13 protein-coding genes are annotated in these 12538 nt (G+C 67.1%); 6 read left to right on the top strand and 7 right to left on the bottom strand.

All coding sequences use genetic code 11. The features are described 5' to 3' along the window. Positions 1-36: 36 nt before the first annotated feature. On the bottom strand, positions 37-495 hold the full coding sequence (locus I6J77_RS02415) for a hypothetical protein (protein WP_056714215.1): 459 nt from the start codon (positions 493-495) through the stop codon (positions 37-39). 268 nt (positions 496-763) lie between these two features. On the opposite strand from I6J77_RS02415, the gene I6J77_RS02410 reads away from it, so the two are divergent. Continuing rightward, on the top strand, positions 764-1180 hold the full coding sequence (locus I6J77_RS02410; protein ID WP_056714247.1) for a universal stress protein: 417 nt from the start codon (positions 764-766) through the stop codon (positions 1178-1180). A 22-nt stretch (positions 1181-1202) separates the two neighbouring features. Here I6J77_RS02410 and I6J77_RS02405 read toward each other — a convergent pair whose 3' ends face one another. The 3 genes from I6J77_RS02405 to I6J77_RS02395 form a co-directional block, all read right to left on the bottom strand. Beyond that, on the bottom strand, positions 1203-1661 hold the full coding sequence (locus tag I6J77_RS02405) for a DUF6491 family protein (RefSeq protein WP_204110432.1): 459 nt from the start codon (positions 1659-1661) through the stop codon (positions 1203-1205). 69 nt (positions 1662-1730) lie between these two features. Next, on the bottom strand, positions 1731-2468 hold the full coding sequence (locus I6J77_RS02400; RefSeq protein WP_204110431.1) for a hypothetical protein: 738 nt from the start codon (positions 2466-2468) through the stop codon (positions 1731-1733). Positions 2469-2549: 81 nt separating this feature from the next. After that, complete coding sequence (locus I6J77_RS02395) at positions 2550-3416, bottom strand: LytTR family DNA-binding domain-containing protein (protein ID WP_204110430.1); 867 nt, start codon at positions 3414-3416, stop codon at positions 2550-2552. Between the two features lie 144 nt (positions 3417-3560). On the opposite strand from I6J77_RS02395, the gene I6J77_RS02390 reads away from it, so the two are divergent. Then, positions 3561-4760, top strand: coding sequence for an acyltransferase family protein (locus tag I6J77_RS02390; protein WP_204110429.1), 1200 nt, complete (start codon positions 3561-3563; stop codon positions 4758-4760). Positions 4761-4763: 3 nt separating this feature from the next. Here the strand turns inward: I6J77_RS02390 and I6J77_RS02385 are convergent, their stop codons facing one another. Continuing rightward, the gene (locus I6J77_RS02385; RefSeq protein WP_204110428.1) at positions 4764-5066 is read right to left on the bottom strand and encodes a DUF3247 family protein; all 303 of its coding nucleotides are present in this window, start codon (positions 5064-5066) and stop codon (positions 4764-4766) included. Positions 5067-5220: 154 nt separating this feature from the next. Between I6J77_RS02385 and I6J77_RS02380 the strand changes: the two genes are divergently transcribed. From I6J77_RS02380 to I6J77_RS02365, 4 genes are all read left to right on the top strand, one after another. Further along, positions 5221-6486 (top strand): MFS transporter, encoded by a 1266-nt coding sequence (locus tag I6J77_RS02380; protein WP_204110427.1) that lies wholly within the window; start codon positions 5221-5223, stop codon positions 6484-6486. Between the two features lie 26 nt (positions 6487-6512). Beyond that, a complete protein-coding gene (locus tag I6J77_RS02375) occupies positions 6513-7430 on the top strand; it encodes an arginine deiminase-related protein (protein ID WP_204110426.1) in 918 nt (305 codons plus the stop codon). Between the two features lie 69 nt (positions 7431-7499). Then, entirely contained in the window at positions 7500-8168 is a 669-nt protein-coding gene (locus I6J77_RS02370; protein WP_204110425.1) for a glutathione S-transferase family protein, read from the top strand. Between the two features lie 87 nt (positions 8169-8255). Beyond that, positions 8256-8585: a hypothetical protein gene (locus I6J77_RS02365; RefSeq protein WP_056714192.1), complete on the top strand. Its 330-nt coding sequence runs from the start codon at positions 8256-8258 to the stop codon at positions 8583-8585. Positions 8586-8694: 109 nt separating this feature from the next. Here the strand turns inward: I6J77_RS02365 and I6J77_RS02360 are convergent, their stop codons facing one another. Then, complete coding sequence (locus I6J77_RS02360) at positions 8695-9537, bottom strand: OmpA family protein (RefSeq protein ID WP_204110424.1); 843 nt, start codon at positions 9535-9537, stop codon at positions 8695-8697. A gap of 202 nt (positions 9538-9739) precedes the next feature. Beyond that, positions 9740-12439 carry a pyruvate dehydrogenase (acetyl-transferring), homodimeric type gene (gene aceE / locus I6J77_RS02355; RefSeq protein WP_204110423.1) on the bottom strand — a complete coding sequence of 900 codons (2700 nt, stop codon included), beginning with the start codon at positions 12437-12439 and terminating at the stop codon, positions 9740-9742. Positions 12440-12538: the final 99 nt, after the last annotated feature.

Raw genomic sequence — 12538 nt, 5'->3', positions numbered from 1 at the left:
CCGTGATCAGACTTGCCGTGATCAGAGCTGCCTTGATCAGAGCTGGCTGATGGTGAACTTGCCCACCGAAATGCCCAGATTCACGCCCTCTCCGGTGCCGGCCAGGGCCAGCGACGTGGTGCCCTTGGTCAGCACCTGCGCCGTCGAGCTCTTGACCACTCCCGCTTCGGCGCCGGCCTGCGCATAGTCGCCGAAGACATCGGCGATGCCGTGCACCTTGGTGATCTCGCCCTTGCCGTTGTCGATGTGGTACTTGCCGGCGGTCAGGCCGCCGCCGACCACGGCGATCTTCACCTTGGCGCTCTGGCCGTTGCTGCAGGTGACCATGCCGGTGCCTTCGGCGTGCTTGTAGATCAGCGACCAGCCCGACAGGTTGTAGACCAGATCGCATTTCACACTCGCCTCGGCAGCCTGTGCGGAGCTCGTCGGCAGCACGGTCATCGCACCCGCGCAGGCCATTACCAGGGCAGCCATTCCAAAAGTACGCTTGATCATGATGTCTCTCCTTCGAGTGTGCGGAACAACGGTTGATGCGCTTCCCGCGGCCAACCTGGACAGCACGGCCGTCGTGGATGCGGGTGGAACGAATCCTGTGCAGGGCGGCGTGACAGAGACGTGCAGACGAATGACCAGCCGTTCAGCTTTCGGTGGCGGGCGTGGACGGCCAGGCACAGCAGGCGGCATGCGTCGCTTGGTTTCCACTCCCCACGCTCCTAGACTCGAAGGCAACGGCTTGATGGCCGCGCAGTCGCGAAGGGAAATGATGGTCAAGCACTCGCTGGTGGGTTACGACGGTTCGGAAGTGTCACAACGCGCGTTCCAGTTCGCGATCGATCTGGCGCGCTGCTCCGGTGGCCGGGTTCGCGTGGTGTCGGTGCTGCAGGTGACCGAAGGCGGCACCGACGTGTCGGCGCTGATGATGGCCGACTCCGGCACCCGACGGGCGCAGGAGCTGCTGCAGGAACTGGCCGCCGTGGTTCCCGATGCGAGCGACATGGTCGACGTGGAGCTGGTCTATGGCAGCCCCGGCGACGTGCTGCTCAGCCAGGTCGAACAGCACGGCATCGATCACATCGTGATCGGACACACCGAACGCGGTGCACTGGCGCGATGGCTGCTGGGCTCGGTCTCCGGCAACGTGCTGGCACGTGCCCACGTGCCGGTCACCGTGGTGCGCTGACGGCAGGTCTTCGGCAGCCCCGCTAATTTTTCGCTGCTGGCGGCGCGGCGCTGCGCGCGGCCGCCTCGATCCGGCGCTGCTTTTCCTGGGCGATCTTCAGGCTCTTCACGTCGACCGGACGGATGCCGGTGATGGTGCAGGGAAAGTTGTGGCGGCCGGTGAGCACCTTGTCGAAGCCCACCGTCACCTGGTTGATGTTCGAGGTGAGTCCGATCGCGTTGGCGAACATCAGGTCCTGGCAGCCGCCGAGGTCGAGCAGGTACGCCTGGTTCGGCCGGGTATACACCGCCAGCTCGGTATCGCTCAGCGGCTCCCACGAGTACAGGCTGAAGTAGTTGAAACTGCGCACCGGCGCGCCGGCCGCCGCAGCGTACGCCGCCTGCCGCTGCTGCACGCGCTGCGCGTACGGCATGCTGGAGCATCCAGCAGTCAACGCGGCCAGCGCCAGCGCGCCGGCGGGGATCAGCCATGACTTGTCCATGACGCCATCCTCATGTGGGAATGCCTACTGCCAGGAACGCAGCAGCGGTGTCGCGGATGACACCGCCGGCTATTTCCCGGCGGGCTTGCTCTTGCCCAGCGCGGTCCACTTGGCGGGATCGAAGCCGGCCACTTCATAGACCAGGGTCTCTTTCTTCTCGCCATCGACCAGGGTGACGTCCATGCTGATCTTCTTCGCCTTGCCGAGCATGGCGATGAACGCCTTGTCGTCGCGGATCATCAGCGCCGGCTCGCCGGTGGACGGCGCAAACGCCTTCACCGACACCGTGCGTCCGTCGACGTGGGTGGCGATGCTGCAGTTGCCGCGGCAGACGAAACCGGGCTTGCTGCCATACAGGAACACGCTCTGGCCCCAGCTGGTGTGCCGGCGCATCACCAGTCGCACGCGGTCACCGCTGGCGGGCTGGCTGTTTTCGATGGTCGCGGTGGATTGCGTGCCACCGGCCATCGGCGCCACCTGGTACAGCCACAGGCGTTCGAGCCGGCTCTTTTCGCTGGCTTCGATGTAGCGCTTCTCGATCGCCGGCAGGGTCTTCTGCACTTCCTTCGCGGCGTCGCTGTCCGGGAAGCGCCTGACGATCTCCTTGCCCATCGTCACCGCCATCTCGTCGTTGTGGATGCGCAGCAGCTGGCGATACGCATCGAGGTTGCGCACGGCGTCCGCATTCGCGGCTTGCGCCTGCTGCTGTGCGGCGTCCGGCGCCGGAGCCCCACCCTGCGAACAGGCGGCCAGCAGCACGGCGAAACCGCACGCCATCACGGCGCGACAGGGGAAGGCGACATTCATCAGCGGCATACCTGGCGGGAACAGGCGGCTAGCTTGTAACGATCCGCCATTGCCGCGCAACCGGCCCACGCAGTCCGGGGGTCAATCGGGCTGTCCGAAACGTTCGCGCAGTGCGGCGCGATAACGCCGGCTGCAGGAAATCTTCGTGCCGTCGCGCATCTGCAGGCGCGCGTCGCCGGTTTCCAGCGGCTCGATCTCGACAAGATAGTCGAGGTTGACGAAGTAGCCGCGATGCACCCGCACGAAGCGGGCCGGATCCAGCCGCTCCTCGATCCCCGCCATGGTGGCCCGCAGCGGGTAGTCGCGACCGCGTACGTGCAGGTTCACGTAGTTGCCCGAAGCCTGCAGCCATTCGATCTCGCTGGCGTTGAGCAGGAATTCCTTGCCCAGCTTGCGCACCAGGAAACGTTCGGGGCGCTCGACCGGCTCCACCGGCGCGCCTTCATCCGGCGCGGCCAGCAGTCGCGCTTCGCCCTGCTGGCGCAGCAGCCACAGCCGGTACAGCACCAGCGTGCCGACGATCACGAAATAGGTGCGCACGTCCTTGAGGTATTCGTAGCCTGCATTCATCCACCATGAGGCGCCGAACGCGTCGTAATGGGCACCGGCGAGGGCGTAGCCCAGCTTCCGCAACAGGTGCATCCCGCCCACGTGGATCAGGCTGAACGGCACGCTGAACAGCAGATGCAACGGCAGGTTGCGGCGCCAGGTGTCGAAGCGGATCGGCCAGCGCCGCTCCAGCGCGATCACCCCCGGCAACAGCGCCAGCAGCACCAGCACGCTGCTCCACTCCCACAGCCAGGGTTCCCACGCCGCCGCGCCGGCGTGGTCGATGCCCGAGTTGATGCTGTTGAAGACGCCGTTGATCGCGAAGAACACCAGCCAGACCCCGACCTCGAACGGTCGCCGCCAGCGCTGGTAGATGTCGAAGCCGGAAGTCGTGCCCATCGACCGGAGTTTACCCAACTCGTCCCCACTACTCGTACCTGCCGGCCGCCATTCGTCCCCAGGGCCCGTCAGGCGGTCACTTCGGGCGGGACAGGCGGCGCGCGGCGGGACAGGCTGAGGCCACTTTCACACGGGAATGCCGCCATGAACCGCCGCCACGATATCGATGCACTGCGCGTCCTCGCCTTCGGCCTGCTGATCCTGTACCACGCCGCAATGTTGTACGTGGCCGGGGACGGCTGGGACTTCCATCTCAAGAGCAGCCACATCGCCGAATGGCTGCAGTACCCGATGCTGTTCCTCAACCGCTGGCGGATGGAGCTGCTGTTCCTGGTCTCCGGGCTGGCGGTGAACTTCATGCGCCGGCGCGGCAGCATCGGCCGGCTGGCCGGCAAGCGCAGCCTGCGCCTGCTGCTGCCGCTGGTGTTCGGCGTGCTGGTGGTGGTGCCGATCCAGCCGTATGTGCAGGGACTGTCGAACCATCTGGTCGAGCCCGGCTTCGGCCACTTCCTGCTGCGCTACTGGAGCGGCGGCCCGTGGCCCGCGGGCGCGTTCACCGGCTGGCAGTACGGCTTCACCTGGAACCACCTGTGGTACCTGCCCTACCTGTGGGTGTACACGATGCTGCTGCTGGCCCTGCTGCCGTTGCTGGAATCGCGTCCGGGCCAGCGCTTGCGCAACGCCTGCCTGAAGTTGCGCGGCGTGCGCCTGCTGCTGTTGCCTGCCCTGCCCCTGCTGTTGTGGGGTTGCCTGCTGGCCAACCGCTACCCGGTGACCGGCGCGCTATGGGGCGACTGGTACGCCCATGCGATCTACGCCACGGTGTTCCTCTACGGCTACCTGCTGGGCACCGATACCGGCATCTGGGCCGAACTGGCGCGGCTGCGCCGGGCCTCGCTGCCGCTGGCGCTGGGCTGCTTCGCGTTCTACCTGCTGGGCATCGAGACCCTGCCGGACGACGCCGCCCTGCCCCTGGTGCTGGCGGTGCGGGCGCTGCATTACCTGTACCTGTGGAGCGCGATCGTGGCGGTGCTGGGCTGGGGTCACGCGTATCTCAACCGCCCGCTCCGCTGGCTGCCGTATGCGCGCGAGGCGGTGTATCCGTGGTACGTGCTGCACCAGAGCCTGCTGTTGCTGTTCGCCTGGCAGCTGATGCCGCTGGGGCTGGGACCGGTGATCGAACCCGCCCTGATCGTGCTGGCCACGGTGGGCGGTTGCGCGCTGCTGCACGAGTTCGTGATCCGCCGGAGTCGCTGGCTGCGGCCCCTGTTCGGCCTGGATGCGCCGGCGCCCGCGGCATCACCGCGGGCCGTTCCGGCCAGCGTGGCCGACGACCTTGCCTGAGCTTCAGTTCTCGCTGGCCATGATCGAGTCGAGGTGCTCGACCCGCACGATCTGGTCGAGCCAGATCCGACGCGTCCACTCCGGCACGTCCGGCCGTTCGAGCTGCACGGTGGCATTGATGCCTTCGCGCTCCTCGGCATCACGGAACACCTGCACGTTCGGCCGCGTGCTGACCACGCCGTCGCAGCTGCTGCCGTCCTTCAGCAACAGCACCACGTGGCCGTTCGCGGGCAACTCATCCACCAGCGATTCCAGCTGGTGGATGCTGGCATGGTCGGTGTAGACATGTTTTGCCTGGTGGCCCATGAGAGTGTCCTTCGGCTCGGTAATTGGATAATTGGACAGGACGCTAGGCGGGAATATGGCAAGGCCGCGTCAAATCAGCCGTCTGCCAGCTGAACCGCCAACGCTTGTGGCCGGGCACGCCCGCGGGATAATGGCGCCCCCGCAAGGACACCCCATGCTTCCGCCTCGTTCCACGGCCACGGATTCGCTGCTTCGACACCCCGCCTTCGTCGCGTTCTGGTTCGCCCGGATCGCCTCGGGCTTCGGCTTCCAGATGCTGTCGGTGGCGGTAGGCTGGCAGATCTACGCGATCACTGGCCGCGCCTTCGACCTCGGCCTGATCGGCCTGGTGCAGTTCGTGCCATCGGTGTTGCTGGCCTTGCCGGCCGGCCATGTCGCCGACCAGTTCGAGCGGCGCCGCATCGTGCTGCTCGGCCAGGTGGTGGAGTGGATCGCCATTGCCGCGCTGGCCGGCATGAGCCTGGCCCACGGCATCCACGAGGCGGGCATCCTGCTGCTGGTGTTCGTGATCGGCATCGCCAAGGCTTTCGAATTTCCCGCGCTGCAATCGATGCTGCCGGCGCTGGTGCCGGCCACCGTGCTGCCCCGTGCGATGGCGGTGAACGGTTCGGCCGGCCAGGCGGCGATGATCATGGGCCCGGCGGTCGGCGGCTTCCTGTACGTGGCCGGGCCCGGCGTGGTGTACACGACCTGCGCGGCGCTGTACCTGGTGTCGATCGTGCTGATGGCGCGATTGCGCTATGAACAGGCGCCGCCGAAACGCGAACCGGCCACGCTGAAGAGCCTGTTTGCCGGCGTGCATTTCATCCGTCGCCGCCCCGACGTGCTGGGCGTGATCTCGCTGGACCTGTTCGCCGTGCTGCTCGGCGGCGCCACCGCCCTGCTGCCGATCTTCGCCAGGGACATCCTGCACACCGGCCCCTGGGGCCTGGGCCTGTTGCGGGCGGCCCCGGCGGTGGGGGCGCTGCTGATGTCGGTGTGGCTGGCGCGGCATGACATGCAGCGGCGGGTCGGCATGATCATGTTCGCCTCGGTGGCCGGCTTCGGCGTGGCGACGCTGGTGTTCGCCGTATCGACCGCGCTGTGGCTGTCGCTGCTGGCGCTGTTCGCGCTGGGGGCGTTCGACATGGTCAGCATGGTGATCCGCGGCGCCCTGGTGCAGCTGGATACACCGGACGACATGCGCGGCCGGGTCAGCGCGGTGAACGCTATCTTCATCAATACCTCGAACCAGCTCGGCGAGTTCGAGTCCGGCATGCTGGCGGCATGGCTGGGCGCGGTGAACGCCACCGTGCTCGGCGGCGTCGGCACGCTGGTGGTGGTCGGGCTGTGGATGGCGATGTTCCCGAGCCTGCGCCGACGCCAGCAGTTGCACGTGGAAACCGCCGCGCGGGAAGAACCGGCAGCGGATATTCTCTGACGTCTCTTCGCGTCTGGAACCGCACCGTGATCACCACGTCGCCCACCGAATTCCTCGAGGTATTTGCCGCGCTGGCGCCACTGCCTGGCGCCGCCGCGACGGCACGCGCCGCCTATCTGGTGGCGCCGGCCGGGTTCGCGCTGGCGGCGGAATCGGCGCGCGACAACCGCTACATGGACATGAGCCTGGCGGTCGATCCGCTCAAGGCGCTGGCCCAGCACGGCGCGCTGGCGCAGGCCCTGCGTGCGGACGTGCCGGTGATCACCTTCCCCGGCGATCCCGCCACGCCCGATGCGGTGTTTCCCAACAACGTGTTCGCCACGGCGCCGGGCCGGCTGATCGTGGGCCGCATGCGTCATCCGGTGCGCCAGCGCGAGGCCGGGCGCACGGACATCCGCGCGTTCTTCGGCGACGTGCTGGGCTACGACGAGATCGACCTGTCCGGCTGCGACGACCTGGTCGCCGAGCTGACCGGCTCGCTGATCATCGACCGCGCCCGCGGCGTCGGCTACTGCGGCCTCAGCGAGCGCTGCGACATGGCCGGCGCACAGGCGATGCTGAAGGCGTTCGAGCTGCGCCTGATGTTCTGCTTCGAACTGGCCGAGGGCGAATATCACACCAACGTGGTGCTGACCCTGCTGGCCAGCCGCGCCGCGATCATCGCCGCCGACGGCTTCCGCGATCCCGCCGCTGCGCAGGCGATCGCCGGCGCCTACGGCGGTCGCGCGATCTGGATCAGTCCGGCGCAGAAGCAGGCCTTCGCCGGCAATGCGATCACCCTGTCCGACCAACGGGTGTGGATGAGCGCCTGCGCCGCCGCCTCGCTCACCGACACCCAGCGCGAGGCGCTGGCCGACCATGGCTTCGCCGTCGGCGCGGTGGAACTGGACGAGATCGAGAAGGCCGGCGGCAGCCTGCGCTGCTGCGTGGGCGAGATCTACTGAGCGCCGATCTGCGGATGCCGTTCCGCGGCCTTGCATGTCGTCGTGTCACCTCATACTTCGGAGCCCGTCATGATCACCGTCCACCACCTCAACAACTCGCGCTCGCAGCGCATCCTGTGGCTGCTGGAAGAACTGGGCCTGCCCTACGAGATCAGGCGCTACCAGCGCGACCCGAAGACCATGCTGGCGCCGCCCGAACTGCGCGCCGTGCATCCGCTGGGCAAGTCGCCGGTGATCACCGATGGCGAACTGACCCTGGCCGAGTCCGGCGCGATCATCGAGTACCTGGCCGACCGCTACGGCGCCGGCGTGCTGATTCCCACCCACGGCACGCCGGCGCGGCTGCGCTGCAATTACTGGCTGCACTACGCCGAAGGCTCGGCGATGCCGCCGTTGCTGCTGAAGCTGGTGTTCCGGAAAGTGGAGGCCGCGCCGGCGCCGTTCTTCGTCAAGCCCGTCGCTCGGGGCATCGCACGCAAGGTGATGCGCACGTTCGTCGATCCGCAGCTGCGCCTGCACCTGGACTATCTGGAAAATGAACTGGCCGGCAGGACGTGGTTCGTCGATGACGCCTTCGGCGTGGCGGACATCCAGCTGAGCTTTCCGCTGGAAGCCTTCGCTGCCCGTGGCGGACTGGACGCAAGCCACCCGAATCTGACCGCCTTCCTGCAGCGCATCCACGCTCGCCCGGCCTATGCACGTGCGCTGGAAAAAGGTGGCGAGTACCAGCTTGGCTGAATGCTGGCCGCGGGTTGCGCGGCCCTGTTTACGCCTCGCTCACGGTGGCGCTGCCAGCCTGAGAGCTCAGACGCCAAGGAGACGACCATGCGCAAACACGATATCGGACGCCAGCTCCAGGACACCGCCGAGCGTGCGGGCGAGCGGGCTCGCCACTACGCCGATGACGCCAGCAATGGTGCGCAGAACCTGCTCGAACGGGGCCGCCGCACGATCCGCGAACGTTTCGACAAGCGTGGCGATTACCGCCGCCAGCTGAGCCGCGCCGCCGAGGATTTCGCCGATGAGGCGAACTATCAATATCGCCGCCTGCGCCGCAAGGTGAATCGCCACCCGGCGGCCACCGTGGCGATCGTCGCCGGCACGATCGGCGCCTTCCTGCTGCTGCGCCGCGCGTTCCGCGACGACGACGAGTAGACATCACGCATCAGGCAGAAGGGCCGGACGATCACTCGTCCGGCCCTTTCCGTTTGCACTGGCGAAACAGCTCCGTGGATCGCCAGGCTGTGCACTGCAATACGACGACTCAGCGACCGGCGTGCGGCTGCTCGCTCACCACATGGTCGAGCACCCAGACCACGAACGGGCCGTTGTCGTTGGAGAATACGTAGCGGGAGGCCGGGTCCCTGGACTCGTTCTCCAGTTTCACATCCGAGCGGTACGCCTTGACCACCAGCTCATAGTCGTTGCCCTCGACGTAGTCGAAGCCCTGGATGCGACCGTGCCATAGTTTCCACGGCCCGTTCTCGCTTTCGCGCACGCGGTAGCAGTAGCCGGCACTGTCGCCGTCGCAGGGCACCGTGTGCGGACCGATCCACACCGTTTGGGTCACGCCGTGACTGCCCGGCGGGATGACCACCGGCATGGCGGCGCCCGCATCACTTACGATGGTGTTGATCACGACGCGGCGGTTCGGCGCCAGGCAGGCGATCAGCTTCTGACCCTTCTGATCCGGGCAGGCCACCAGCGGGTCAGCCTCGCCCCGGCCTTCGGCCCGGATCGCCCCGGCCGGCACGCCGTGCGCCACCAGATAGTCGCTCACCGTCTCGGCGCGTTGCTCGGAAAGTTTCTGGTTGGCCTGCTCGCTGCCGATCCGGTCGGTGTAGCCCAGCACCTGCACCGAGTCGATCTGCGATGCCGCCTTCATCTTGTCGGCCAGCGCGTCGAGCTCGGCATTGTCGGCGGACCGCAGCGACGCCTTGCCGAATGCGAACAGCGCGTCGGCCGACAGATTCTGCTGCGCAGGCATGGACGCCTGCGGCTCCGGTGCCGGCAGCGGCGTTGGCTGGATGGCCTCCTTGCGGCAACCGGTCAGCACCAGTGCAACGGCTCCGCCAAGCAGGTAAACGTACGGACGTATGGTTTGCATGGCTCACCCCTCATGTGTCGAGTGACTGTCGGACATACCCGGTATCGCCGCGGTATCGCCGACATCGTCGCCGCCCATCACCGGCTTCCCCATGCCATGCAGGATATAGCGGCCGAGTGTCGCGCCGGGTGCAGCGCAGGTGAAGAAAACCGTTCGGGCGAAAAAAAACCCCGCCGAAGCGGGGTTTTCGTGAGCGCGGTGCTTACTGACCCAGCGGGTTGGGCCGCTCCGGGTCGAGCTTGTATTCCTTGATCGCCCGGCTGACGTCCTTGGCGTTGACCTTGCCGTCCTTCGCCAGCGCGGCCAGCGCCGCGTGGGCGATCCAGTAACGGTCGACCTCGAAGAAGTCACGCAGGTGCGCGCGGGTGTCCGAGCGGCCGTAACCGTCGGTGCCCAGCACGGTGTAGCGCATGCCGTCGGGCATGAAGGCGCGGATCTGGTCGGCGAACTCGCGCACGTAGTCGGTGGCGGCGATCGCCGGGCCGGAGCGCCCGTCGAGCAGGCTGGTGACATACGGCACGCGCTGCTCCGCTTCCGGATGCAGGCGATTCCAGCGCTCGGCGTCGAAGCCGTCGCGACGCAATTCGACGAAGCTGGGGCAGGACCAGATGTCGGACTTCACGCCGAAGTCCTTCTCCAGCAGTTCGGCCGCCGCGATCACCTCGCGCAGGATCGTGCCCGAGCCCAGCAGCTGCACGCGCGGCTCGCCCTTCTTCGGCTTGCCGCCATCCTGGAACAGGTACATGCCCTTGATGATGCCTTCCTCGCTGCCCTTGGGCAGGTCCGGATGGCTGTAGTTCTCGTTCATCACGGTGATGTAGTAGTAGTGGTCTTCCTGCTCCTGCAGCATGCTGCGCACGCCGTCCTGCAGGATCACCGCGACCTCGTAGGAGAACGTGGGGTCGTACGCCTTCACGTTCGGGATCGCGCCGGCCAGCAGGTGCGAGTGGCCGTCCTCGTGCTGCAGGCCTTCGCCGTTCAGCGTGGTGCGGCCGGCGGTGCCGCCGACCAGGAAGCCGCGCGCGCGCATGTCGCCGGCGGCCCAGCACAGGTCGCCGATGCGCTGGAAGCCGAACATCGAGTAGTAGATGAAGAACGGCAGCATCGCCTGGTTGCTGACCGAGTAGCTGGTCGCCGCCGCCATCCACGAGGCCATGCCGCCGGCCTCGCTGATGCCCTGCTGCAGCACCTGGCCCTTCTGGTCCTCGCGGTAGTACAGCAGCTGGTCGGAGTCCTGCGGCTTGTACTTCTGGCCGAACGGCGCGTAGATGCCGATCTGGCGGAACATGCCTTCCATGCCGAACGTACGCGCCTCGTCGGCCACGATCGGCACCACGCGCTCGCCCAGCTGCTTGTCGCGCAGCAACAGGTTGATGCCGCGCACCAGTGCCATGGTGGTGGAGATCTCGCGCTCGCCGGTGCCCTTGGTGATCTGTTCGAACGCGGCCAGTTCCGGCGCCTTCAGCTTGGCCTCGGCCTTGCGCCGGCGCTGCGGCAGGAAGCCGCCCAGCGCCCGGCGGCGTTCCAGCATGTACTGCACTTCCGGCGAATCCATGCCCGGGTGGTAGTACGGCACTTCGTCGTGCAGCTTGTCGTCGGCGATCGGGATCTGGAAACGGTCGCGGAAGTGGCGCACCGATTCGTCGTCCAGCTTCTTCTGCTGGTGGGTGGGGTTCTGCGACTCGCCCGAACCCAGGCCCATGCCGTAGCCCTTGACCGTCTTGGCCAGGATCACCGTGGGCATGCCCTTGGTGTTCGACGCCGCGTGGTAGGCCGCATAGACCTTGTGCGGATCATGGCCGCCACGGTTCAGCCGCCAGATGTCGTCGTCGCTGAGGTTGGCGACCATCTCGCGCGTCTCCGGATACTTGCCGAAGAAATGCTCGCGCGTGTACGCGCCGCCGAACGCCTTGCAGGCCTGGTACTCGCCGTCGACGGTTTCCATCATCAGCTTGCGCAGCACGCCCTTGTCGTCGCGCGCCAGGAGCGGGTCCCAGTAGCTGCCCCAGGCCAGCTTGATCGCGTTCCAGCCCGCGCCGCGGAACACGCCTTCCAGTTCCTGGATGATCTTGCCGTTGCCGCGCACCGGGCCGTCCAGCCGCTGCAGGTTGCAGTTGATCACGAAGATCAGGTTGTCCAGGCCCTCGCGGCCGGCCAGCGAGATCGCGCCGAGCGACTCCGGCTCGTCGCACTCGCCGTCGCCCAGGAAGCACCAGATCTTGCGGTCGCTCTTCGGCACCAGGCCGCGGTTCTCCAGATACTTGAAGAACTGTGCCTGGTAGATCGCCTGGATCGGACCCAGACCCATCGACACCGTCGGCACCTGCCAGTAATCCGGCATCAGCCACGGATGCGGATACGACGACAGCGCACGGCCCTTGCCGACCACTTCCATGCGGAACAGGTCGAGCTGGTCCTCGGCCAGGCGGCCTTCGAGGAACGAACGCGCGTAGACGCCCGGGCTGGAATGGCCCTGGTGGAATACCAGATCTCCAGGGTGGTCGGCGCTGGGCGCGCGCCAGAAATGGTTGAAGCCCACGTCGTACAGCGTGGCGCTGGAGGCGAAGCTGGCGATGTGGCCGCCCAGCTCGCCGGGCTTGCGGTTCGCGCGCACCACCATCGCCATCGCGTTCCAGCGGATCAGCGAGCGGATGCGCCATTCCATCGCCGCGTCGCCGGGGCTCTTCGCCTCCTGGCTGGGCGGGATCGTGTTGACGTATTCGGTGGTGGGATTGAACGGCAGATGGCCACCCGAACGGCGGGTGGTGTCGACCATCTTCTCCAGCAGGAAGTGCGCGCGCTCGGTACCGTCGTGATGGATCACCGCGTCGAGCGAATCGATCCACTCGCGGGTTTCGGTGGGGTCGATGTCCTGGTTGAGGATATCGTCGAGCTGATCCATGAAGATTCTCCGCAGCGCCGTTGCAGCGCTCATGCTTGAGGGGGAATGCCCGCCGCCGGGGAGTGCGGCGGGAATCAACGTCCAAGTCTAGCCGCTGGG

This window comes from Rhodanobacter sp. FDAARGOS 1247 (assembly GCF_016889805.1).
In the GTDB taxonomy this organism is placed as follows: domain Bacteria; phylum Pseudomonadota; class Gammaproteobacteria; order Xanthomonadales; family Rhodanobacteraceae; genus Rhodanobacter.
This window is presented reverse-complemented; position numbering and strand designations above follow the sequence as displayed.

Coding starts and splice junctions, on each gene's coding strand:
- I6J77_RS02400 (WP_204110431.1), bottom strand. CDS start 2,468: ATGAATGTCGCCTTCCCCTGTCGCGCCGTGATGGCGTGCGGTTTCGCC.
- I6J77_RS02395 (WP_204110430.1), bottom strand. CDS start 3,416: ATGGGCACGACTTCCGGCTTCGACATCTACCAGCGCTGGCGGCGACCG.
- I6J77_RS02365 (WP_056714192.1), top strand. CDS start 8,256: ATGCGCAAACACGATATCGGACGCCAGCTCCAGGACACCGCCGAGCGT.
- I6J77_RS02360 (WP_204110424.1), bottom strand. CDS start 9,537: ATGCAAACCATACGTCCGTACGTTTACCTGCTTGGCGGAGCCGTTGCA.
- I6J77_RS02370 (WP_204110425.1), top strand. CDS start 7,500: ATGATCACCGTCCACCACCTCAACAACTCGCGCTCGCAGCGCATCCTG.
- I6J77_RS02405 (WP_204110432.1), bottom strand. CDS start 1,661: ATGGACAAGTCATGGCTGATCCCCGCCGGCGCGCTGGCGCTGGCCGCG.
- I6J77_RS02415 (WP_056714215.1), bottom strand. CDS start 495: ATGATCAAGCGTACTTTTGGAATGGCTGCCCTGGTAATGGCCTGCGCG.
- I6J77_RS02390 (WP_204110429.1), top strand. CDS start 3,561: ATGAACCGCCGCCACGATATCGATGCACTGCGCGTCCTCGCCTTCGGC.
- I6J77_RS02385 (WP_204110428.1), bottom strand. CDS start 5,066: ATGGGCCACCAGGCAAAACATGTCTACACCGACCATGCCAGCATCCAC.
- I6J77_RS02380 (WP_204110427.1), top strand. CDS start 5,221: ATGCTTCCGCCTCGTTCCACGGCCACGGATTCGCTGCTTCGACACCCC.
- aceE (WP_204110423.1), bottom strand. CDS start 12,439: ATGGATCAGCTCGACGATATCCTCAACCAGGACATCGACCCCACCGAA.
- I6J77_RS02410 (WP_056714247.1), top strand. CDS start 764: ATGGTCAAGCACTCGCTGGTGGGTTACGACGGTTCGGAAGTGTCACAA.